The sequence below is a fragment of the Actinomadura atramentaria DSM 43919 genome (assembly GCF_000381885.1).
Lineage (GTDB): Bacteria > Actinomycetota > Actinomycetes > Streptosporangiales > Streptosporangiaceae > Spirillospora > Spirillospora atramentaria.
Genome location: NZ_KB907213.1, coordinates 361,502 through 383,918, shown reverse-complemented (window position 1 = coordinate 383,918; position 22,417 = coordinate 361,502). Strand labels below are relative to the sequence as shown.

Below are 22,417 nucleotides of genomic sequence, written 5' to 3'. Positions count from 1 at the left end.
TCGCGTGGTGGATCGGGCGGTAGCGCGTCGCGCGGGCGGATGGCAGGGCGTCACCGCGCGCGGAGGCCGCGTCGCGGGTGCGGCGCTGGGTCGGGGCGGTTGGTCAGGCGTCTTCTTTGGTACGCGAGGCGTTCAGCTTCGCGCGCTGCCGACCGAGGCCGGACTCCACGACGGACGACATCCGGTCGCGCTGGCCCGAGAGCAGCACGAAGCTGATCACGCCGCTGATGAGCAGGGCGAGCAGCAGGAGCAGGATGCCGCGCGCGCCGCAGAGCGCGAGGACGCCTGCGGTCGCGAGGAAGATCCCGAACCGCGCGAGGGTGTAGAGCATTACCGGTCGCATGACATCACGAGCGTACCCGCGCCCTGCCGATGCTCGCCGTCAGGGTCGCTTTCCCAGCGCCGACGACCACCCAGCCTGGGGCGCCCCCCACTCAACCGGCAGGCCCACCGTCCACGTCACCGGCCGCCCAGCTTCAAGGACGTTCCACATACCACCCCATCCCGCACGTCGGAGACCGCAGAGCTTCACGCACGCCCGCTTAACAAGCCGGCCCGTCTCCCGCGTCAGCGACCGCCCGGCTTCGAGCACCCGCACCGAGCGCGCCGCCTCTCCCATCGGTGGCCACCCGGCTTCACGCTCCCGCGCATCCTCGGTCCCGGCGACGCGTTTCAGCAGCGTCGTCTTGACGCCGTTGGGGCCAACGACGGCCACCGACTCGCCGACGCGGAGCGTCAGGTCGACGTCCGCGAGGACCAGCGCCCCCGAGTAGGACTTGCGTAGACCGGTGACGCGCAGCCGCGCGTGGACGTCGTCGATGCGCGTCCGCCACCACTCGAAGCCGAGAGCGCCCCGACCCCGCTACTCGCGCCAGCTTCCACCCAGCTTCGAGCGTGCCGCGCACGCCGGGCGGCACCGCTCCCGAACGTCGGAGACCGCCGAGCTGCAGGCACGTCCGCTTAACGAGCCGCACGCCCGTCCCACTTCAGCGGCCCCCAGCTTCGAGCGCCCGCACACCGAACCGCGCCGCCTCCCAACCGGCGACCGCCCGGCTCCGCGCAAGCCCGCGCGAAGAACCGCACCGTCTCCCTCGTCGCCACCCGGCCTCACGCTCGCCAGCGCAACGAGTAGTCCCCGACCGTCCGTGTCAGCGGCCCCGGCTTCGGACGCCCACGGTCGCCCCGCCTCCCACGTCGGCCACCGTCAGGCTCCGCGCTCGCTTGTGCGACGAACGGCGCCGCCTCGTCCATCGGTGACCACGCAATGAGCAGACCTCAACCTCCCGCGTCGGCAGCTACCCGGCTGAGAGTGCGATCACGTAGCGAGCGGTTCCGCCAACCGTGTCGGTACCGGATTCAACTCCGCGCGTGCCCCGCCTGAATGCGGCGCGTCGCCTTCCGCGTGAGGCTCGGTCAGCTCGATCGGGCGACCTCTCCGACGATCAACTCCGCGCCCGCGCGGGCCGTGCGGCGTAATCAGGTTTTCGGTTGTCCGGTGACAACCGAACGTGAATATCTCTCCGTTTTTTTTGCGAAAGTCGCCAAAGAAACCGGAACCAATGCGGACTTCTCCACATCTATGCTCGTGAATCACCGGAAGACTCAGAGGGTGTGCTCCTCGTCCGAGCTATCCGGGAGTGACGATTGGAATGGTTCTGGGGGCTGATCGGAGCGCCGCTGCTCAGCTCGGTCATCGGCATGATCCCCGAATCCATCGTGGCGGAACTGCGCGAGCGGCGCGTCCTGCGCCGTGAGCAGCGGGACGCGCGGGACGCGGCCGCAACGGCGCAGGTCGCGGAGGAACGCCGGGCCGCGGCGCGGCTGGCGTATCTGCGCGAGGACCACCGTTTCCGAATCCTTCGCGACGACCGCGCGCGGCTCGCCGAACGGTACCCGCTCGGCGTCGTCGGACGGCTGCGCGCGCTCTCCGGCGACGGCGGCTCCGGCACCGGGGTTGCGCGCGCCCGGCCCGCCGTGCTGGTCTCGCCCGTCGCCGACGGCGCGGACGGCGGACGACGCGTGCCCGGCCTGGTCCACGACGCGCTGCACGACGTCCCCTGGTTCCCCGGCCACGCCGTCCTGCACACGGGCGCGTTCGAGACCGACGGCGGGGTGAGCCGTGCCGTGCGCGGCTCGGTCGGCGCCGAGGAGATCAGCACCCTCGAGTTCCCGAACCGGCCGTCGATCGTCGTCTACTTCGAGAACGACGGCGACCGGCTGCACGCCTTCGCGCACCTCGGATCGGTGTTCCCGTCCGTCGACGGGCTCACCGGCTTCGCGATCCGAATCGCGTGTTTCGGTCACGGCGGCGGACCGTCCGTGGGCGGCCCCGGCCCCGGTCTCGCGCTGCCCGTCTGGCAGTACGTGGACCTCGACGCGGTGGACCGGCCCGACGAGCAGGTCGTCGCGGCGGTCGTCGCGTGGTTCCTGCTGAACACCATCGACGTCTACTGGCGGCTGCGCGGCGCGGAACCGTTCGACCTGAGTCCACCGGCGCTGCTCGCCGGCCGCCCCGGCCGCGCGGGAACCGGCAGGCCCGCCGCCTCCAGCGCGAGCCGCGGCCCAGGCCCGGCCCCGGCTCACGGCCGCAGCCCCTCGCCCGACCCCACCCGCCCCAGCCCCAGCTCCAGCCCCAGCTCCAGCTCCAGCTCCAGCTCCAGCTCCAGCTCCAGCTCCAGGGAACGTCGCAGACCCGTGCCCGCGTCCGGACCCGTCCGTGTTCCCAGCCCCGTCGCCGTTTCCGGCGCAGTCCCCAGCCCAAGCCTGAGAACCACTCCGAGATCCGCCTCCGTTTCGGAGCCCGGCTCCGATCCCAGCGCAGACCCTGATCCCAGGTTCGAAACCGGCCCGGGCACCGGACCCGGCTCCACCTCGAAGCCGGTCCCCGTCCCGGGCGCGGACTCCGAGCACGTTCCCGCTCCCAGCCGCACCGCTGTTTCCCCGTCGGGGCTCGGCCCGGACCCCGATACCGCGCTCGGTACTGGTACCGGCGCCGCCGCTGCGGCCGCGCTGGCCGATCCTCCGGCCGCCGCGGAACCCGACCCGGCTTCCGCGGCGGCGCTCATCGACCGGATCGGCGCGGACGGCGACGTCTTCGGCTGCCGCGTCGAGATGGAGGCGCTGGGGCTGCTGCGCCTCGGCTTCGACCCGATCGAGACGCTCGACCTCGGCGCCGACCGGGTCGCGCTGCTCGCCTCCACCGACCGGGTGTCCATCGGCTTCGTCCTCGACGCGACGTTCCCCGCCACCCCGCCGGAGCTGTACCGGGTGACCGACGAAGGACGCGAGCTGATCGCGCTCGACGCCGCCGCCTGGTCCCCCGAGCACTCGCTGACCGAACTCGCGGAGGTACTGGCATGAGCGAGCCCTATGTCGTCCGGATCTACGCGTCCGAACTCGACGTCATCGCCGAGGAGGCCTTGGACCACCGCGACCGCGAGACCGGCGGCAGCCTCTTCGGGCTGTACGCGCACGGCGACGGGCCCGTGGTGTTCCTCGCGACCCGTCCGGCGGGCCGCGTGACGCGGGCGAAGACGTCGCTGGAGCTGGACCCGGCGGTCACCAACATGATCGAGCGCGTCGCGTGGGAGGGCTTCGGCGTGCAGTGCGTCGGCATGTGGCACTCGCACCACTGGATCAGGCTGATGGAGCCCAGTTCCGGCGACCGCGAACGCACGCGCCGCTACGCACGCCGCTACGGACGGCCGCGCTACACCGAGATCCTCGCGAACTTCCTGAAGACCGGTTCGCACGGACGACGCGGCGACGACACCCAGGTACGGCTCGCGCCCTTCTTCTACAGCGACGCCCGCGAACTGCTCCGGGAGGACGCGCGCATCCACGTCCTCCCCGGCGAGAGCCCGCTGCGCAGCGCGCTCGCCGAAGCCCTCCCAGCGACGCTCGTCCGCTCACGCACGACCTCGCGCACCGCGCGCCACACCGCCGAGGCCCTGCGCCCGGCCGCAGCCCCGACCGACGACCGCTACGTCCTGGCGGCCTCGACGGGCGACGCGGGCGGCGGGCATTCCTTCCTCCACCGCTTCACCGCGGGCCTGCGCCCCGGCACCCGCGAGTCCACCACCGACGACGCTGACGACCAAGAAAACGGCCCTCGGAACACCCGACGAGAAGACCGCGAAAACACGGCTCCCCGCACGACCGACCCCAGAGCCGACCGCGACACCCCAGCCGACCCAGGCCGCCTCGGCACAAACGACCTCACGAACGAGCCCACGGGCGGCTCTTCGGGCGACCGCCGCGGCGACCGCCCGAGCGACCGCCCGGACGATCTCGCGGGGGGCCGCACGAGCGCTCGCTGGAGCGGCCGCACGAGCGGCGGCATGGACGACTCCACTATCGACTCCGCCGATGACCGCGCGGACGACCTCGCCTGTGGCCGCTCAGCCGACCTCACAGACGACCGCACGAACGGCACGGCAGACGACCGCACAGTTGCCCACCCCCGCGACCGCGCGGGTAGCCGTGCGAGCGACCGGATAAGCGTCCGCGCGGCCGACCGGACGGGCGATCGAGCGGGCGACCGCATGGGCGACCGAACGAGCGGCCGCACGGGTGACCGGACGAGTGGTCGCACAGGTGACCGAACGAGCGACCGCGCGGGTGAGCCCACGAGCAGTCGCCGGGGTGACCTCACAAGCGACCGTTGGCGTGACCAAGCGGACGACTTCACGGACGACCGCGCCGGCGGTGGTGCGAGTGGCCGCGCCGGGGACCGAACCGGTGGTTCCAAAGACGACCTCGCGAACGACCGCGTTAGCGGCGGTTCGAGCGGTCAGGCCGGAGACCGTTCCGATGGCCGTACGGGTCACCTCACGGATGACCGCACGGGCGGTCCCGCGAGTGATCGCGCGGGCGGCGGCGCGGGTGCGGTCCCCGCCTCGGGCGTCGTCGGCGAGCCAGCCGCACCAATCGTGACCGAAGACGGCACGGGCGACACCTGGGAAAGCTCGCCCGACGAGTGGCAGGGGCGCCCCAGTGCGGGCACTGAGCAGCGCCCCGGAACCCAACCCGCTCACGGCGTGAGCCCGCCGCCCGCACAGGGCGCAGGCGCACGGGGGACGGCGGGCGCTGGCCTACGGTCGACGTCGGCCGCTGGCCCGAGTTCGGCACCGGACAACGACCCGCAGCCGACGCCGGGCAGCGATCCGCGGTCAACCTCCGCTCCCCCGCCGGACTCCGGAGCGCCCCACGAACCGAATGCCCAGCCCGGTGCCGGAACGCCCTCGGAGCCGGGACTCTCCCTCAAGTTCGACTCGCCCACCGAGTCGGGAGCCTCGGCCGGCTTCGGCCCGCCTGCCGAGGCGCAAGACTGGCCTGGCTCCAGTCCGCCCGGCGAGCCGGAAGCCGCGCCGCGCTCCGGCGCGCGCACCGCCCCGGGAACCAGCCCGCGCACCGAACCAAACACCGAACCACGCACCGAGCCACATGCTGGCTCACCCCTTGGTCCGCGCACCGAGCCGCGTACTCCCTCGTCCCTCGACCCGCGCACCGACTCATCCCTCGATCCGCGCAGCAGCCTGCGTGAAGAGCCGCCCCACGACCAGCGCAGCGGCCCACATGACCAACCGCCCCACGACCCGCGCGCCGCACCGCGTGCGGACTCGCCCCTCGATGCACGCAGCGGCCCACGTGACGAACCGCCCTTCGCCCCGCGCACCGACCCAAATGACGAACCACCCTTCGGTCCGCGAATCGACCCACGTGACGAGCCGCGTGACGACCCGCGCGAGGAGCCACGTGCCGATCCTCGGGGCGGTGCGCGGCGCGGTTCGTGGGGCCGTGCGGAGCGGCGCGCCGAGCAGCGCACGGCTTCCCGTTTCGGGGAACAGCCGGAGCCAGGAGGCGGAGGCGAGCCCGATCCGGGCGGCGGAGGCGAACGCGTGCCGCCGCCGCGCACCGACCGCACCGACCGCACCGACCGCACCGACCGCACCGACCGCACCGACCGCACCGACCGCCCAGGCGACACCAGCCGTGCCAGCCGCGCAAGCCGCGCCGACCGCCGTGGCCGCACGGGCGGGCAACCCCGGACGGGCCGCCCTCGAACGCCCGGCGCCCCCGCGGAAATCCCCGACCCCGCGCTGTACGTCGAGCGGTACCTGGAGCCGGTCGTCCGCCCGCTCGTCCACGAGTTCCGGGTGGAGATCGAGCCGATCGACGCGTTCCGCATGGTCGTCGTGGTGCGGCGGCTGAACGCGCGCTCGACGCTGCACCTCGTCGCGATGTGGGACGGCGCGCGCCCGTTCGCGGCGGCCTGCCGCGTCCTGATCCCGCTGAGCACGCAACGCCACGAGATCGTCGAGTGGCCCGCCGCGCCCGGCGACCTCGAGCGCGCGCTGATCTGGGGCACGCGCGAGCTGGCGGCCTGCCCCTGACCTGTCCGGAGGAGACCTGCTGTGCCCTGGGACGTCAACCAGCGCAGGCGCCTCGCCCACGAGGTCGCGGCGCTGCGCGCGTACTTCCCCGACTTCCGCTTCCACGACCCGACCGGCGATACGTACGTCGCCGGTCATTGGTACAGCAACACCGAGAGCTACTACCAGTTCCACGTCCAGGTGCCGCCGGGCTACCCGAACGAGTGCCCGCACACCTACATCACTTATCCGACGCCGCTGCGCGACTACCGGGGCCGCCGGACGCTGGACTCCTACGGCACGAGTCACGCGATGCACCTGTGGAGAACCGACCGTCCCGGCTGGACGAAGATCTGCACCTACCGGCCGGAGTTCTGGTCGGCGGACCACTCGCTGGTCAAGGTGATCCGCAAGGCGCTGCTGTGGACGGTCGCCTACGAGTGCCATCTGCAGGACGGCAGGCCGCTGCAGAGCTTCCTCCTCGATTTCAACTGACGCGTCCCCACGGACGAGACAAGGAGCAATGATCATGGCCAGCGATCGGCACGCCGACATCCGCGATTTCCTCGAGGAGACGAACCGCACGGGCGCTCCCCCGGCCGGCAAGCGCATGGTCCTCAATCCCCGGACGGGCAAGTTCGAGGTGCAGTCCGCCGGGGAGCGGTCGGCCGACCAGATCCCCGAGATGGACGTCGAGGACATGAAGGCGTTCGGCGATGCCTGAGCTCCCCCGGCACGTCACCGTGACGGCGGCGGCGCTCGCGCTCGCCGCGCGCGGTCCGGCGCGGCTCGCGCTGACGCCGCGCGACCTGGGCGACCTCGGCGTCGTGGACGGCGCGCCCGGCACGGACGTCCTGCTGCTGCCCGCGCCGCCCGGCTTCGACTGGCGGCTGGACGACCCCGGCCCGTCGCTGGTGGGCTGGCCGGAGGGCGACGGCGTGCGCGTCCACCGGGTCGCGCCGGGCGGGCCGCCGGGCGAGCGGGTCGGCGCGACGGCGCTGCTCGCCGGGAGCGCCGCGTCCGCCCGCGTCCAGGGCGTTCTCGGGACGGACGCGGCGGCGCGGAAGACGGTCGCGGTGCTCGGCCTCGGCTCGGGCGGCTCGTTCATCACCCGCGAGCTGGCGAAGGCGGGCGTCGGGCGGTTCCTGCTGCTCGACCACGACCGCCTCGAACCCGGCAACGTGTCGCGGCACGAGTGCGGCCTCGGCGACGTCGGACGGCTGAAGGTCAACGCGATGCGCGACGTCGTCCTGGCGCACCATCCGGCGGCGCGCGTGGCGACGAGCGACCTGCGCGTCGAGGGCGGCACGCTCGACGCCGTCCGCGCGTTCGTCGCGGAGGCGGATCTGGTGATCTGCGCGACCGACAACCGGGAGAGCCGCCTGCTGGTGAACGGGCTGTGCCTGGCGGCGGACGTCCCGATGATCCTCGGCGGCGTCCACCGCCGCGCGTACGGCGGGCTCGTCCAGCGGGTGATCCCGGGACTGACGCCGTGCTACCAATGCTTCGTCCAGGCGCTGCCCGAGTCCGCGGCGGACAACGAGATCAGCAGCGCGACGAGCGCGGCCCGCGTCTCCTACACCGACCGCGAGGTCGCGCCGCAGCCCGGCCTGTCCACCGACATCGTGCCGATCGCACTGATGATGGCCAAGCTCGCGCTCGTCGAGCTGCTGACCGGTGAGGCGGAGGTCTTCGACTCCCTCGCCGCGGACCTGGCCGCGCCGATCCACCAGTGGATCAACCGGCGGGAGTTCGCGCACGCGGGCCTCGCGCCGCTGGGCAACGGCGTCGACGGGCAGACGGTGCTCCGCTGGTACGGGGTACTGCTGAACCGCCTTCCCGACTGCGCGGCGTGCGGTAAACCGCAGTGGCAGGAGGGCGACGCCGACCCCGAGGTCGAGGCGCTATTCGCGGCCGATCCGCGGCCGCCGTCGGGCTGAGGGGCGGCCGGACGAATCGACGGCCGGACGGGTCGCGGCGCAACGCGGAACGGCACGTCCGGCACCCCGCTGATTGGTTCCAGGCGCTATTCTCCGCAGGCGTCCCGCTCCACCGCCGAGCCGCACCGGCCGTGGCGGGAGAGAATGACGTGACTGTGGCCATCAAAGTGGCGTTCACCCCTTGTCATCACGCCAGCTCGGAAAACTACATAGCGTGATGTTTTCCGAAAACAAGGGAGAAACTGGTCGCGAGCCGCCACACTAGAAACAGTCCACCCGCACCGAGAGCGGGACAAAGGGGGAGAGAAAACGTGGAGAGCACGAGCGAACGGCTGCTGACTCCCGGGGAGGTCGCGGCCCTGTTCCGGGTCGACCCGAAGACGGTCACCCGATGGGCCGCGGCGGGACGCATCAGCAGCATCCGGACGCCCGGCGGGCACCGCCGGTTCCGGGAGTCCGAGGTACACGCGCTGCTGCGCGGGGACGAGCCCGTCGGCGCGGAGCCCTCGGTCCGCTGAGGAACCGGGACGGGCCGCAGCCGCACCGGCGGCCCACGCGTCCCGGCTCCGGACCGGCGCCCGGCGGCCGCCGCTAGTCCTCGGCCCGGCTCGCCTTCCACTCCTCGAACGCGCGCTGCAGATCCCCGTCCTCGTCCCGCCACCGACGCCGCTTCTCCTCCAGCTCGGCCTCGGTCAGCGACCCGGCCAGCAGTCGGTCGTAGTCGGGATCGTCGGGCCCGATCTCCACATACGCCTGGGCGATGATCCGCCCCTCGGCAGCGTCGTGCCCGGACTCGGACAGGACGCCGTGGGGAACCCGCAGCGTGCCGTCGGGCAGCCGGATCACGTACATCGCCGATCACCTCCGTACCGATCGTCGCGCCGCGTCAGATTCCGTATCTCCGGTTGAAGAACAGCATGACCTCCAGGGCCACCCGTATGTTGCCGGCGAGCATATCCACGAGCGCCGGACGCTGCCGGGAGGAGATCGCCGCGAAGGCGTCCGCGAAGAACTCGCGGCGCCCGAGCGCGTCGCCCTGGAGGTGGAAGTCGCTCGCCAGGTGCGGGCGGCACAGGTCGTAGAGGGCGCGGAACGCCTCGCTGTCGGACTGCCACGTCCCCGGCTCCCCGTCGATGTCGTCGAGCGCGTGCCCGACCTCGTGCAGCATCACGTCCGGGGTCGGGGACGGGCGGTCCCCGACCACGATCTTCCCGTCGCCGTACGCGCCCGCGCAGATGTCCCACGTCGCGCGGCCGGACGGCAGCGGACGCCCGGCCAGGTGGCCCATGTCGTCCAGGCGCGGCACGCCGCCCGCGCCGACGTAGATGCCGTCGAGCCCGCCCGCCAGGAGTTCCTTGAGCCGGTCGGGCAGCCCGGCCAGGCTCTCGACCGCGCGGACGACCTCGGCGGGCGGCGGGCCCTGGCGCGCGTCCCACTGCCGGTGCAGGACCCGTTCGAGCACGCCGCAGTGGCGGCGGCCGTCGGCGGCGTGCGGCGCGCCGGGCGGACGCGGCTCGGTGCGGGGCAGCACGGTTTCGAGCTCGTAGTCGCGCCACCACTCGGCGCGGCGCTGCTGCTGCGGGGCGCCGCGCCGGCCGAACCGGGGCCGCGCGGGCTCCGCCGGGGCGTCGGCGGCCGCGCGCAGCGCGAAGTCGTCGTCGCGGCCCGCCTTGCGGAACCGGCCGAACCGGTCGCGCGGCTGGCTGCCGCGCGGGCGCAGCGAGCGCGGCTCGGCGTGCCGGCCGGGCGACGCGGGAGCGCGCGGCGCGTCACCGGGGGCGGCATCGACGGGGCCTGTGTCCGGCCCGGCATCGCCGACGCGGCCGAGGTCGCGCCACCGCGTCTCCCGCGGTTTGCGGTGGATGCCTTTGAAGCGCATCGGGCTCCCTCTCCAGGCGGCCCCCCGCGAGAGTCGGGCGTCCGGGCCTCCGAGGCAGGGTAAGCCCCCGCCGGATGCGGCGTCACCCCCGCATGTCAGGGGTTACCCTCGCATCATGGCGTATGCGCTGGTCGCCCTGGTCATCGTCGGAGTGTGGCTGTTCTGCCTCTTCGACGTCATCACGACCGAAGAGCGGGAGGTGCGGCATCTGCCCAAGTTCGGATGGTTCCTGGTGACGCTGTTCGGCTTTCTTCCGGGTGCGGTGCTGTGGCTCGGATTCGGCCGGCCCCGGCCCGAAGCGGCGGCGCGGCAGGGCGTGCTGTGGCCGTCCGGGGCCGCGTCCGCCGGGCCCGCCCCGCGCGGGCCGGACGACGACCCCGAGTTCCTACGGGCCCTCGACCGCCGTCTGCACGGCGAGGACGACTGACAACGGCGGGACGGGCCGCGCGGCCCGTCCCGCCGTCCCGCGCGGTCAGGCGTAGGAGTGCATCCCGGAGAACATGTAGTTCACGCCGAAGAAGTTGAACAGCAGCGCCGCGAACGCGATGAGCGACAGGATCGCGGCCTTGCGGCCCTTCCAGCCCGCCGTCGCGCGCGCGTGCAGGTACGCCGCGTAGATGATCCACGTGACGAACGACCAGATCTCCTTGGGGTCCCAGCTCCAGTAGCTGCCCCACGCGTCGTCCGCCCAGATCGCGCCCATGATGATCGCGGCCGTCCAGACCGGGAACGCGAACGTGGTGACGCGCAGCGCGAGCCGGTCCAGGTCCTCGGTGGACGGGACGTGCGACCAGAACCCGCCCGGCGCGTCCACCGCCTTGGCGGCGTCGCGGCGCTCGCGCAGGACGTACAGGATCGTGGAGCAGCCCGCCACGGTGAAAGCGCCCGTCGCGATGATCGCGGCGGTGACGTGGATGGCGATCCAGTACGAGTTCAGCGCCGGGGAGACCGGGCCGGCCGAGTCGTACAGCCAGATGTTCGCGACGCCGAGCGCGATGACGGCGGCCAGCGTGACGAACGCGCCGAGGAAGCGGGCCTTGAAGCGCCACAGCACGAGCAGGAACCCGGTCATGGCGGCGAACGCGATGGCGGTCAGGAACTCGTACATGTTGCCCCACGGCCAGCGGGACACCGCGAGGCCGCGGGTGATGATGACGCCGAAGTGCGCGACCCAGCCGAGCAGGGTCAGCGCCACTGCGAGCCGCGCCCAGTCGGTGCCGCGCCGGGGCGCGGGCGGCTCGGCGTCGTCGGCCGTCGCGGCGCCGGCGTCCGCGTCGGCGGGGGCGCCCGCGCCGACGAGCACCTTCGCGTCCGCCTTCTTCTCGGCGCGCGCCGCCGTGCGCTGCGCCTCGGCGGCGGCCCGACGGCGGCCGAACCCGAGATCAGCGGCGTACGAGACCATCGCGACGATGTAAAGCACGACGGTCGTCAACATGAGCTTGTCGCTCAGGTTCGCGAGGTCGGCAGTGTCCACCTCGTCACTCCTTCGATTCGGATTCGGCGGCCGGTCCGGCCTCGGAGCCGCGTCCGGCGGCGTCGTTCACGGACTCGGCGGCGTCGGACGCCGTTCCGTCCTCGGTGCTCGGCTCGTCCTCGGTCGCGTCCGCGGCGTCGGGCGCGTCCTCGGCGCGGTCGCCGCGCAGCGCGGCCACGATGTCGTCGAACTCCGCCGTCGGGTTGCCCAGGGTGAGCCCGCCGACCTCCACCACGGTACGCCCGCCCTCTCCGGCGCCCGCACGGACCCACACCCTGCGGCGTCGGACCATGAACGACGCGACGAGTCCCGCGACGGCGAGGATCGCCGCGGCGAGCGCGGGCAGCCGGCCCGGGTCGCGGTTGACCGACAGCGTCGTCCACTCCTTGAGGCCGTCGAACGTGACCGAGCCGGAGCCGTCGGGGAGCTTGAACGTCTCGCCGGGCTCCAGCAGCTTCTGCCCGCCCTTGACGGGCTGAAGGGTCTTGCCGATGCCGTCGAGCTTGTAGACCGACTGCGGGTTGCCCGAGTCCAGGCCGATGTCGCCCTTGAACGCGGTGATGGTGATGACGGGCCGGATCGGGCCGGGGAACGCCGACAGGATCTGCTTGCCGTCCTCGGACGCGACCGCCGTCGGCCAGAGGATCGCGTAGAACGCGAGCTGGTCGGGCTGCGCGTCGGGGGCCTTGATGACGCCCTCGGATGTCAGGTTGCGCGGTTCCATCGGCAGGAACGGCACCGCGTCCTGGTAGGCGATCTGCCCCTTGGCGTCGCGGACGGTGAACTGCGGCGCGTACCCGTGGCCGAGCAGGTACACCTTCGCGCCGCCGACCTTCAGCGGATGGTTGATCTGGAGGTCGTACGGCTTCTCCGGCGCGGACGGGTCCTTCCTGTACCGGATCTTGGCGAGGAACGAGGTGGCCTGGCCGCGCTTATCGCCCTCCAGCTCGTACTTCGCCTGGAAGTCGTCGAGGCTGATCGAGAACGGCGCCAGCTCGTCGGTGTCGAACGCGCGGCCGGGCGAGAACTGGTCGTAGTTGCTGAGGCCGTTGGCGAACGTCTTGCCCTCGGCGAGCAGGATGTCGCCCTTGTAGCCGAACAGGTTGCCGACGCCGAGCGCGAACAGCAGGCCGAGCAGCGCCAGGTGGAACAGCAGGTTGCCGGTCTCGCCGAGGTAGCCCTTCTCGGCCGCGACCGTTCCCGCGCCGGGGTCGGTGCGGAAGCGGCGGCGGCGCAGGGCCGCGCGGGCCTGGTCGAGGACGTCCTCCGGCGACGCGTCCGTCTCGAACACCGCGGACTGCGGCAGCCGCCGCAGGTTGCGCGGCGCGGCGGGCGGCCGGGCCCGCATCGCCCGGTAGTGGTGCAGCGCGCGCGGCAGGACGCAGCCCGCCAGCGACACGAACAGCAGGATGTAGATCGCCGCGAACCACGGCGCGCCGAACACGTCGAACAGCGACAGCCGGTCGAACCACGGCGCGAGGGTGTGGTGGTCGTCGAAGTACTTCGTGACCTTCTCGGGCGCCTGGCCGCGCTGCGGCAGGATCGACCCGGGCACCGCCCCGAGCGCGACGAGGAACAGCAGGATGAGCGCCGTCCGCATCGTGGTGAGCTGCCGCCACGCCCAGCGCAGCCAGCCGAGCGGGCCGATGCCCTTGGGGCGCGGCAGTTCCTCGGCGGGCACGCGCGCCGCGGGGCGCTCGGTGCCGGCTTCGGTCTCCTGTGTCTCCGTCATCTCAAATCACCGGTTCGAAGCCGCTGATCCACGACTTCAGCTCGATCGTCAGGTCGCTCCACACGCCCGTCACCAGCAGGACGCCGATCAGCACGAGCATGCCGCCCCCGAGCCGCATGACCAGGGGATAGTGCCGTTTCACCACGCCGAACGCGCCGAGCGCGCGGCGGTACGCCAGGGCCGCCAGCAGGAACGGCACCCCGAGCCCCAGACAGTACGCCAGGGACAGCAGCGCGCCGCGACCGGCGCTGCCCTCGCTGAACGAGAGCGTCTGGACGGCGGCGAGCGTCGGGCCGATGCACGGCGTCCAGCTGAGCCCGAACAGCGCGCCGAGGAGCGGCGCGCCCGCCAGGCCGGCCGCGGGGAGCCGCCCGGACTTCACCGTCCGCTGCAGACCGGGGATCAGCCCCATGAACGCGAGGCCGAAGACGATCGTGATCGCGCCGAGGACGCGGCTGATCGGATCGGTGTACTCTGCGAGCCAGTGGCCGAGCCCGCCCGCGACCGTCCCAAGTGCGACGAACACGGCCGTGAAGCCCGCGACGAACAGCGCGACGCCGAGCGTGAGGCGGCCGCGCCGCTGCTCGGCGAGGTCCGCGCCGGTCATGCCCGTCACGTACGACAGGTAGCCGGGGACCAACGGCAGCACGCACGGCGACGCGAACGACACCAGCCCGGCCAGCGCCGCCAGCGGCGCGGCCGCCAGCAGCGAGCCCCCCGAGACCGTCTCCCCGACGCTCATCGCGACCGCGCGGCCGGGGTCACTTCTCCGCCAGCGTCGCCGCGACGAGCGGGCCGAGCTTGGAGTACGTGGTCGCGCCGATGATCCGGACCGCGACGCGGCCCTGCCGGTCCAGGACGAGCGTGCTCGGGATCGCGTTCGGCGGGACGTCGCGGAACGCCAGCCCGATCTGGCCGTCGCCGTCGAACACGCTCGGGTAGGTGATCTTGAAGCGGCGGTCGAAGGCGCGGGCGTTCTCCTTGGCGTCCTTGAAGTTCACGCCGAGGAACGCGACGCCCTTGTCCTTGTTCTCGTCGTAGACCTGCTGGAGCGAGGTGGCCTCGCCGCGGCACGGCGCGCACCAGGACGCCCAGAAGTTCACGACCGCGACCTTGCCGCGCAGCTCCGAGAGCTTCACCGGCTTGCCGTCGAGGGTCGTGCCGGACGCCTCCAGCGGCGCCTTGCGCTTCGCCGCCGCGATCTTCTGCACGTTCCCGTCGCCGGAGATGAACCGGTTGCCGTTGTCGCCCGGGTCGCTCGCGGCGTTCGTCCCGGCGCACCCGGCCAGGAGGCCGCACAGCGCGACGACGCCCGCGGCCGCGCGCACGGGGGAGATTCGGGGGCTCAACGGACCCTCCTACTACAAGACGTAGTACTCAACTTAGCGGCCGGGTCAGGCGCCCGCGACACCGGGCCCGGTGCCGAGCCCCGCGGCGGGTTCCGCGTACGCGACCTCGACGAGCCGGGTGCCCTCGAACGTCAGGCTCGTCACGCTCGCCAGCCCGCACTCGCGGCGGCCCGGGTGGTGCCACAGCCGCCGGTGCTCGGCGCGCAGCCGCAGAATCCAGATCGGGAGCTGGTGGCTGACGCACACCGCCTCGTGGCCGCGCGCCGCGTCGCGGGCGCGGATCACCGCCGACCGCATCCGCGCGGCCAGCTCGGTGTACGGCTCGCCCCACGAGGGGCGGAACGGGTTCGCCAGGTGCCGCCAGTGCTCGGGGCGGCGCAGCGAGCCCGCGCCGACGCCGAACGTCAGGCCCTCGAAGTGGTTCGCGGCCTCGATGAGGCGCTCGTCCACCGTCACCGGCAGCGCGAACGTCTCCGCGAGCGGCGCGGCCGTCTCCAGCGCGCGCTGCATCGGCGAGGAGAACAGCGCCGTGACGTCGCGGCCGTCGAGCCACTTGGCGGCGGCCTTCGCCATGAGGACGCCGTCCTCGCTGAGCCGGTAGCCGGGCAGCCGCCCGTACAGCACGCCGTCGGGGTTGTGGACCTCGCCGTGGCGCAGGAGGTGAACGATCGTCGTGTCAGTCATGGCGGAGCCAGGGTACCCGCGCCGCGCCGGTGCCCCGGCGGCGCGGGCCGGTCAGCCGACGGGGACGCGCGTCCAGTCGTGGCGGGCGAGGAACGCGTCGTCCCCGATCGCGTACTCGCGGAACGCGCGGCGGACGTCGTCGAGGCCCGACGCGGTGGTCCGGCTCAGGACGCCGCGGACGCTGTCCTTGTACTCCAGCTCGAACACGCCGTCCTCCGGCGAGGTCTGCACGAAGTGGCGACCGAAGACGACCAGCGCCGCGAACGGGCTCGCCGGGCCGAGCCGGCCCAGCGCGTCGTGGATCAGTCCCAGATCCGGGTCGGCGACGACCAGCCCGTCGCCGGTGTGCAGTTGCATCCCCTCGTGGACGCCGAGCGGCTCCAGGTTGTGGACGAGCCCGCGCTCGGGGTCGTAGACGATCAGTCCGTGCTCGCGGGCCAGGGCGTACACCTCGGGCGAGATCTCGTCGACGCGTTCGGGCGTCATGCGGACGCGCGCGTACCGGGACCCGGGCGCGGCGACGGCCGCGTCCGGCGCGGCGCGCGCCAACTCCGCGGCGAACGCCTCAACACGCGGGGACGCCGGGAGCGCCGCGAGGTCCGCCGCCGCGGCCTCTGCGACACCGACCGGCGCGGGCACATGCCAGACGACCAGCTCGAACATCATCCGCCCATGCTCCCAAACCCGCCACGACCCCGCGCGCGCACCGCCCGCCCCGCACCGGCACAACACCGCAGATCACGACATGGTGTCTCACCGATGCCGTATGGCGCTGCGCGGTGCAGCGCTGCGCAGTGTGTTGGGGCCATGCATAGGGGCCGGTGCGTTGGGGCGCGGTATGGCGGGCGGGGCGTGGTAGGACGGGAAGGGCCATCGCGCGCCGCGAACTCGCCGCGCAGGACGCGTTCGCCCGCGGCGCGCTGGGCAGCCCGGTGGATGGGACGCCGCGGCCGCACTTCGCCGCGAGCGCTTAGTCTGCGATCATGCCCAGCTCCCCCCGGGGCCGCCCGTGAACCGCACCGAACGGCTGTACGCGCTGGTCGACGAGCTGCGCGCCGCCGCACCCCGTCCCCGGACCGTCGACTGGCTCGCCGCCCGGTTCGACGTCTCGCGGCGCACCATCCAGCGCGATCTGCAGGCGCTTGCGGAGACGGGCTCGCCAGTCCGCTTCGAGTCCGGCCGGCACGGCGGCTGGTTCATCGACCGCGCCGCCGCGCTGCCGCCCGTCAACCTGACCGCCGACGAGGCCCTGGCCGTCGCGGCGGCGCTCGCAGGGGCCGAGGGCACCTCCCCTTTCTCGGCCGCCGGGCGCTCTGCGATGCGCAAGCTAGCCGGAGTCCTCGGAACGGCCAACGCCGACGAAGTCCGGGCATTCGCCGAACGGATCTACGTGCTGCCGTCCGCGACCCGGCCGGATGTGCTCGCCGCCGTCGAACGGGCCGTCGCCGACGAGCGGGTGCTGTGGATCAGGTACGCGGCGGCTTCCGGCGAGGAGAGCGAGCGTGAGGTCGAGCCAGGCGGCCTGCTCTCCGTGGACGGCGCCTGGTACCTCGTCGGCTGGTGCAGGACGCGGCGGGCCGGCCGCGGCTTCCGGCTGAACCGCGTCCGCGCCGCCGAAGTCCGCGGCCCCGCGCCCCACCGAGCCCTCACCGACCTCGACCGCGACCTGGCCGACCGCGTCCGCCGCGCCGAGACGCTGCGGTCGTTGCTGTAGTTACTGGTACTTCGCGCGGTCCACGAACGCGGTGATCTGCTGTGCGACGCGGTCGAAGTCGGCATCGGAAATACCAGTCCCAGCCGTGCCCTGCGCGAACCGATGTGTGAAGGCGGCGACGCAAACGTCCCGCTGGTTCCACGGCATCGCACAGGTCAACGAGATGGGCAGGCCATTGCTCATCATGGCGAGCGTCGCCGAGACGAACGGCCCGCCCGGCGTGATGCCGTTGGGCGGTTCGGGAGCGAGTACCGCCCGCGTCTTCGTTCCGCCGGTCAGAAGTACTTCACGGTCGCCCAGCGGTGTGCCGCAGTCACTCTTTTCCCGGCGCGCCTTCGCCGCCTCGGGCGAGTCGGGGAAATAGGTGCATTGCGCATCGTAGATCGTTCCGATCGACGCCATGTTGAAGAGCGACACCATGTGCGTGCTCTCGCTGCCGATGTTCACCGAACTGTTCGCCGCGCCCATCGACTTCTCGCAGGCAACGCCCTTCGGCCCGATCACGAACTGCTTGTCCGGCGTGTAGTAGACGGCCGCGTCGGCCGGGAGCCGCACCTGGCGCGGCAGGGTTGCCGTCTGCGGCGGCGTCGACGACCCCGACGGCTCCCCGATCGGCCCACTCAACTTGCAGGAAACCGGCTTCACGACGGCAACCGGTGTCGTTCGCACGGCGGTCGGACGAGGCTCGGGATCACGCTTGACGACCTGCGTCGCGACGACGACTCCACCGCCGACAACGACCGTCGCGCCGATCGCCGCCGCAACGATCCCGCCCGTCCCTCCGAGGAATCCCTTGGCGGCCCCGGCGGCTGCAAGTGTCTTGCCCGCAGCGGCGACACCTGACGCGGCACCCGATGCGCCGCCCGCTGTAGCGGCTCCCCCGGCCGCCGCGCCGCCCGCCGCCGCGCTACCGGCCGCCGCACCGCCTGCCGCGGCCCCGCCTGCTGCCGCTGCACCGCCCGCCGCCGCCCCTCCGGTTCCGATGAACGCGGCCAGGGGGAACAGAGCCGCCAGTGCCGCAGCCGCGCCCGCGAGCGTCCGAATACCGCGCTGCTCCCAGTCGTCTCCGTACGCCGCCCGGGCGACGCGTTCCAGCTCTTGGACGAATACCGCAGCGCCTTCCGGGCGCTCCCCCGGTTCCTTGGCCATTCCCGCCGCCACCAGCGCCCGCAGCGGCTCGGGAACCGCATCCACCGGCACCGGTGCCGACAGATGCGCCGCCCGCAGCTCCCCCAACGAACCGCGATACGGTTTCTCGCCCGCCGAGCACTCCACGAACACGCATGTCGCGGCGTACACGTCCGTGGCAGGCGTTGCCCGTCCGCGCTCCCACTGCTCCGGAGCCATGTACGCGGGCGTCCCCGCGCCTCCGGACACTTCACCTGCCGGAACCGCGATACCGAAATCCACCAGGCGGCTGCGTCCGTCCCCCGGCACCACGATGTTCGCCGGCTTGAAATCGCGATGCACAACGCCGACCGAGTGCGCCGCCGCCAATCCGAGCAGCGACCCCTTCAACACGCTCAACGCCGCCTCGGGCCCCAGCGCCCCGTGCCGTTCCAGCAACGTCTTCAACGGCACACCGTCGACCGCCTCCATGACGATCGCTGCGCCCTCATTGCTCTCAACCAGCCGGTACAACCGCGCGATGTAAGGGCTGTCGGCCTGCGCCAGCATCCGCGCTTCATGCCGCAACCGCTCGCGGTCCACCGCGTCGGCCACGTACTTCACCGCGACCGGCCACCCTGACGTCTCATCCCGCGCCAGCACCACGCGCCCTTGCGCCCCGGCCCCCAACTCCCGCACCTCGGTGAAGCCCGAAACACGCCACTCGCCCATCCGCCCGCAACCTTCCACGCGCAGCCCTCCGCCCACACCGGCGAAAGATCACCTTCTGCCCTCGATGGGACGTCTCCGGCCCGGCCCAAGTTCGCCCCCGACAATGCCCAGACGTACCGAGAACGTCACGAAATGGCCACCACGACGCGCGCGCGTCTCGGACCGGACGGCGCGTTGCCAGCGACCCAATGCGACGTCCAGCACCCCGTCTCTGACGCGTTTTGGACAACCACCTCGATCTCCACGTGAACGCCGAGCGGATGATGCGCCCGGCCTCGGTGACCAGCCTTGAGGCGCATCGACAGGGAGTTATCCACAGGCTGGGTGCGAGTGTGCGGACGGGTGTCGAGGTCCGGTCTGCTTGAGCCGGAACCGACGTCCAGAGCGAAAGGGCCAGCCAGCCATGCGTGGAGACAGCATCGAGATCATCGCCGTCGGCGACGCTGGAAGGACCGAGCATGTCACGATCCGCGCCGACCGGATCGGCCGCCGGGTCGAGGTGGTCAACAAGGGCGGCCTGACGGAGGTCAGGGAGCTGAACCGCAGCGGGGTCGTCCTGCGCAGCGTGCGATACCTGACGCGCCTAGTTCTCCGCATCGTCGAATACTCCCGCCGGGGTGGGGAGAGTGCTCCCATCGTGATCGAGACCACCGAACGGCGCACGAAGAACGTCCGGCCACCCGCCAGGCCGCTGGCTCCGAGTCCCACCGAGGCGGCTCCTGCGATCTCGGGTACTTCCGGACCAGCGAGCGATGACGTGGCTCAGCCGAAGGCCGTCCAGGCGGTGCCCGAGCCGGCCCAGGCGTCGGCTGCGGTTCGATGCTCTGTCGAAGGGGGCGACGCACCATGCACTACGCCTCCGTCGATCCAAGCACGCGCGGCGAGTGGGCAGTCCGACGGCGATGCGTCGAGCGTCGAGCCGCAGAGGCGGAAGCCCGTTCATCTCGGGCCGCTCATGGGCACCGCCTGGCGGCCGTACTCCAGCAAGACAGTGCTCACGATGGAACGCATCTTCCTGCAACTGCCGATCTCTCCCCGGGCCGCGTAGCTGCGCGGTGCGCGGAGGGTCCGACGCATCGGGCGGCTCGCACCGCAGACGGCTCCTGCCGCCCGGTCCGGAACGGTCAACGACCGGGCGGCCCGAAAACTTGGGATTGCTCGGTGATGTCCGGCCATCTTTGACCGACTTCGGCGATCATGGTCAGGACTCCCGCCCCGCACCCCGAGGAAGCCGCATGAGCCACGACCCGTCCTCGACCTTCGACCTCAACAAGCCCTCGCCTGCGCGCATGTACGACTACTTCCTCGGCGGCAAGGACAACTACGCCGTCGACCGCGAGGCGGCGGCGAAGGTGGACGCCGCCGTCGGGAAGGTGATGACGCACGACATCGTCTGGGAGAACCGGCTCTTCCTGCAGCGGGCGACGCGGTTCCTGGCGGAGTCCGGGATCGACCAGTTCCTCGACCTCGGGACGGGGCTTCCGACAAGGGGCAACGTCCACGAGATCGCGCAGGAGGTCACTCCCGACGCGCACGTCGTCTACGTGGACAACGACCCGATCGTGCTTACACACGGCCGCGCCCTGCTCGCCAAAAACGCCACAACGACGATCATTACCGCCGACGTCCGCGACCCGGCGGGAATTCTGGAGAACCCGCAGCTCGGAGAGTTGATCGACTTCTCGCGTCCGGTCGGGTTGCTGTCGGTCGCACTCTTCCACTTCATCAGCGACCACGAGGACCCGGCGGGAATCCTGCGTGCATTCCACGAACGGCTCTGCCCCGGCTCCTACCTCGTCCTCTCGCACCTCACGACCGATGGCCCGTCCGCTGAGAAGATCGGCCAGGTCACGGACGCCTACAAGAACGCCACGAGCCCGATCGTGTTCCGGCCGCGCGCGGAGATCGAGTCGTTCTTCGACGGCTTCGATGTCCAGGACCCTGGTCTCGTCCGCCCGTGGAGCTGGCGGCCCGCCTACGGCGAGTCCGGCCCGCAGACGGAGTACCTCTACGCCGCCGTCGCCCGCGTCAACGCCTGACAGGGCCACGCCCGCCCGGGGACCAAGCTGCCCGCAGTTCGGTCCCCGGCATGTCCCGCCTCGCCGATCCGTACCGTCCTGCGATGCGGCGATGCAGCACGGCCTATCGAGGAACGGCGCAATCCTGTGGGGCTATCCCGGCGCGAGCAGGTCGCCCGGCCCCTCACGCACGGACAGGACGCACGGACAGGACGCACGGAAAAGCCACCCGAGCAGGCTGCCCGGCCAATCACGCACGGAAAGGCCCGCTCGGGTAGCCCGGAGGCCGGGCCGCACGGCTGTCACGCAGCAGCGGAAGGCACAGCCGTCACGCAGGAGCGGGCCGTACGGGCCGCTCGCGCGGCGTCCCATGCGCGCGTGCCGTGCTAGGAACGCCCGTCAGGATACGGCGGGGGCCTCGGACGGGCGCGGGGCGTGGTGTGCGGCGCCGGTGAGTGCGAGGGCGTCCGCGGGCACGTCGCGGCCGATCAGGGCGGTGGGGCCGAGGACGGTGGCCGCGGAGGCGCGCAGGGCCGTCAGGACCGCGCGGATCGCAGGGCGGCGGGCCGCCTCCTCGCGCCACACCGCGTAGACGCGGCGCACCATCTGTGGGCGGACCGCGACGACCGCGACCTCGGTCGGCGTCCCGGTGCGGCCGAGGCGCGGCAGGATCGTGTTGCCGAGGCCCGCCGCGACCAGGGCGAGCTGCGTCGGGATCTCGTACGCCATGTGGACGATCCGGGGCTCGGAGTCGAATGACCGCAGCGTGTGGATCAGCCAGTCGCAGCAGATGCTGTCCGGCGAGGAACTGATCCACGGATCGCCCGCCACCTCGCGCAGGGAGATCTCCGCGCGGTCCGCCAGCGGGTGCCCGGGCGGCAGCGCGACGTCCGCGACGTCGTCGCCGATCAGGCCCTTCTGGAGCCCTTCGGGAAGCGGGAGCGGCTGGTTGTTCCAGTCCTGCACGACCGCCATGTCGAGGTCGCCGCGCGCGACGAGCGGCATCGACTGCATCGGGTCCGCCTCGCGGACCTGCACGCGCAGGTCCGGGTGGTCGACCGCGAGGCCGCGCAGCGCGCCCGGGACCAGGCCCCGGACGGCCGTGGCGAACGCCGCGACCGTCAGCCGTCCCACGACGGCGCCCCGGTGCGCCTCAAGGTCGGCCTGGGCGCGTTCGACGAGCGACAGGATGTTCTCGGCATGCTCGACGAGCAGTTCGGCGGCGTCCGTCAGCCGGACGCCGCGCCCATGCCGCTCCAGCAGCTTCTGCCCGGTCTCCCGCTCCAGCTTGGCGAGCTGCTGCGACACCGCCGACGTCGTGACGTGGAGAACGTCGGCGGCGGCGCTCACCGAACCGTAGGTCGCGACCGAGTGCAACGCCCGCAGTCGTTCCAGATCCAGCATGAAGCAATAC

21 protein-coding genes are annotated in these 22,417 nt (G+C 72.5%); 10 read left to right on the top strand and 11 right to left on the bottom strand.

From position 1 onward, the window contains the following. Window positions 1-103 precede the first annotated feature (103 nt). A complete protein-coding gene (locus G339_RS0117300; RefSeq protein WP_026341543.1) occupies window positions 104-343 on the bottom strand; it encodes a DUF4229 domain-containing protein in 240 nt (79 codons plus the stop codon). Window positions 344-1,644: 1,301 nt separating this feature from the next. On the opposite strand from G339_RS0117300, the gene G339_RS38915 reads away from it, so the two are divergent. From G339_RS38915 to G339_RS0117265, 6 genes are all read left to right on the top strand, one after another. Next, entirely contained in the window at window positions 1,645-3,360 is a 1,716-nt protein-coding gene (locus G339_RS38915) for a hypothetical protein (protein ID WP_026341542.1), read from the top strand. Next, window positions 3,357-6,395 (top strand): hypothetical protein, encoded by a 3,039-nt coding sequence (locus G339_RS38910; RefSeq protein ID WP_157407792.1) that lies wholly within the window; start codon window positions 3,357-3,359, stop codon window positions 6,393-6,395. Before G339_RS38915 ends, G339_RS38910 begins: the two co-directional genes overlap by 4 nt. Window positions 6,396-6,416: 21 nt before the next feature. Further along, window positions 6,417-6,869, top strand: a complete 453-nt coding sequence (locus G339_RS0117280) for a hypothetical protein (protein ID WP_019632333.1) — start codon at window positions 6,417-6,419, stop codon at window positions 6,867-6,869. Window positions 6,870-6,903: 34 nt separating this feature from the next. Beyond that, on the top strand, window positions 6,904-7,098 hold the full coding sequence (locus tag G339_RS0117275) for a hypothetical protein (protein ID WP_157407789.1): 195 nt from the start codon (window positions 6,904-6,906) through the stop codon (window positions 7,096-7,098). After that, window positions 7,091-8,314: a ThiF family adenylyltransferase gene (locus G339_RS36835; protein WP_019632331.1), complete on the top strand. Its 1,224-nt coding sequence runs from the start codon at window positions 7,091-7,093 to the stop codon at window positions 8,312-8,314. Before G339_RS0117275 ends, G339_RS36835 begins: the two co-directional genes overlap by 8 nt. Window positions 8,315-8,625: 311 nt before the next feature. Further along, a complete protein-coding gene (locus G339_RS0117265) occupies window positions 8,626-8,832 on the top strand; it encodes a BldC family transcriptional regulator (protein WP_019632330.1) in 207 nt (68 codons plus the stop codon). A 73-nt stretch (window positions 8,833-8,905) separates the two neighbouring features. Here G339_RS0117265 and G339_RS0117260 read toward each other — a convergent pair whose 3' ends face one another. Then, window positions 8,906-9,166 (bottom strand): hypothetical protein, encoded by a 261-nt coding sequence (locus G339_RS0117260; RefSeq protein WP_019632329.1) that lies wholly within the window; start codon window positions 9,164-9,166, stop codon window positions 8,906-8,908. A gap of 34 nt (window positions 9,167-9,200) precedes the next feature. Continuing rightward, entirely contained in the window at window positions 9,201-10,193 is a 993-nt protein-coding gene (locus G339_RS0117255) for a hypothetical protein (RefSeq protein WP_019632328.1), read from the bottom strand. 115 nt (window positions 10,194-10,308) lie between these two features. Between G339_RS0117255 and G339_RS0117250 the strand changes: the two genes are divergently transcribed. After that, window positions 10,309-10,620 carry a PLDc N-terminal domain-containing protein gene (locus G339_RS0117250; protein ID WP_019632327.1) on the top strand — a complete coding sequence of 104 codons (312 nt, stop codon included), beginning with the start codon at window positions 10,309-10,311 and terminating at the stop codon, window positions 10,618-10,620. 45 nt (window positions 10,621-10,665) lie between these two features. Here G339_RS0117250 and ccsB read toward each other — a convergent pair whose 3' ends face one another. From ccsB to G339_RS0117220, 6 genes are read right to left on the bottom strand one after another with little or no spacing between them, the layout of a single operon-like run. Further along, window positions 10,666-11,667 carry a c-type cytochrome biogenesis protein CcsB gene (ccsB, locus tag G339_RS0117245; RefSeq protein ID WP_019632326.1) on the bottom strand — a complete coding sequence of 334 codons (1,002 nt, stop codon included), beginning with the start codon at window positions 11,665-11,667 and terminating at the stop codon, window positions 10,666-10,668. Between the two features lie 4 nt (window positions 11,668-11,671). Then, window positions 11,672-13,399, bottom strand: a complete 1,728-nt coding sequence (gene resB / locus G339_RS0117240) for a cytochrome c biogenesis protein ResB (protein WP_019632325.1) — start codon at window positions 13,397-13,399, stop codon at window positions 11,672-11,674. A 1-nt stretch (window position 13,400) separates the two neighbouring features. Further along, on the bottom strand, window positions 13,401-14,141 hold the full coding sequence (locus tag G339_RS0117235; protein WP_019632324.1) for a cytochrome c biogenesis CcdA family protein: 741 nt from the start codon (window positions 14,139-14,141) through the stop codon (window positions 13,401-13,403). A gap of 19 nt (window positions 14,142-14,160) precedes the next feature. Beyond that, the gene (locus G339_RS0117230) at window positions 14,161-14,748 is read right to left on the bottom strand and encodes a TlpA family protein disulfide reductase (protein ID WP_026341540.1); all 588 of its coding nucleotides are present in this window, start codon (window positions 14,746-14,748) and stop codon (window positions 14,161-14,163) included. Between the two features lie 45 nt (window positions 14,749-14,793). Beyond that, a complete protein-coding gene (locus G339_RS0117225) occupies window positions 14,794-15,432 on the bottom strand; it encodes a histidine phosphatase family protein (RefSeq protein ID WP_019632322.1) in 639 nt (212 codons plus the stop codon). Between the two features lie 51 nt (window positions 15,433-15,483). Further along, window positions 15,484-16,098 (bottom strand): hypothetical protein, encoded by a 615-nt coding sequence (locus G339_RS0117220; RefSeq protein WP_019632321.1) that lies wholly within the window; start codon window positions 16,096-16,098, stop codon window positions 15,484-15,486. 343 nt (window positions 16,099-16,441) lie between these two features. Between G339_RS0117220 and G339_RS0117215 the strand changes: the two genes are divergently transcribed. After that, window positions 16,442-17,146, top strand: a complete 705-nt coding sequence (locus G339_RS0117215; RefSeq protein WP_019632320.1) for a helix-turn-helix transcriptional regulator — start codon at window positions 16,442-16,444, stop codon at window positions 17,144-17,146. Here G339_RS0117215 and G339_RS36160 read toward each other — a convergent pair whose 3' ends face one another. Then, the gene (locus G339_RS36160) at window positions 17,147-18,985 is read right to left on the bottom strand and encodes a serine/threonine-protein kinase (RefSeq protein ID WP_051107865.1); all 1,839 of its coding nucleotides are present in this window, start codon (window positions 18,983-18,985) and stop codon (window positions 17,147-17,149) included. A 403-nt stretch (window positions 18,986-19,388) separates the two neighbouring features. Here G339_RS36160 and G339_RS36830 point away from each other — a divergent pair, with 403 nt between their 5' ends. Then, window positions 19,389-20,033 (top strand): hypothetical protein, encoded by a 645-nt coding sequence (locus G339_RS36830; RefSeq protein WP_019632319.1) that lies wholly within the window; start codon window positions 19,389-19,391, stop codon window positions 20,031-20,033. 187 nt (window positions 20,034-20,220) lie between these two features. Then, window positions 20,221-21,024, top strand: coding sequence for an SAM-dependent methyltransferase (locus G339_RS0117200; RefSeq protein WP_019632318.1), 804 nt, complete (start codon window positions 20,221-20,223; stop codon window positions 21,022-21,024). A gap of 378 nt (window positions 21,025-21,402) precedes the next feature. Here the strand turns inward: G339_RS0117200 and G339_RS34090 are convergent, their stop codons facing one another. Continuing rightward, complete coding sequence (locus G339_RS34090; protein WP_033323307.1) at window positions 21,403-22,407, bottom strand: LysR family transcriptional regulator; 1,005 nt, start codon at window positions 22,405-22,407, stop codon at window positions 21,403-21,405. Between the last annotated feature and the right edge of the window lie 10 nt (window positions 22,408-22,417).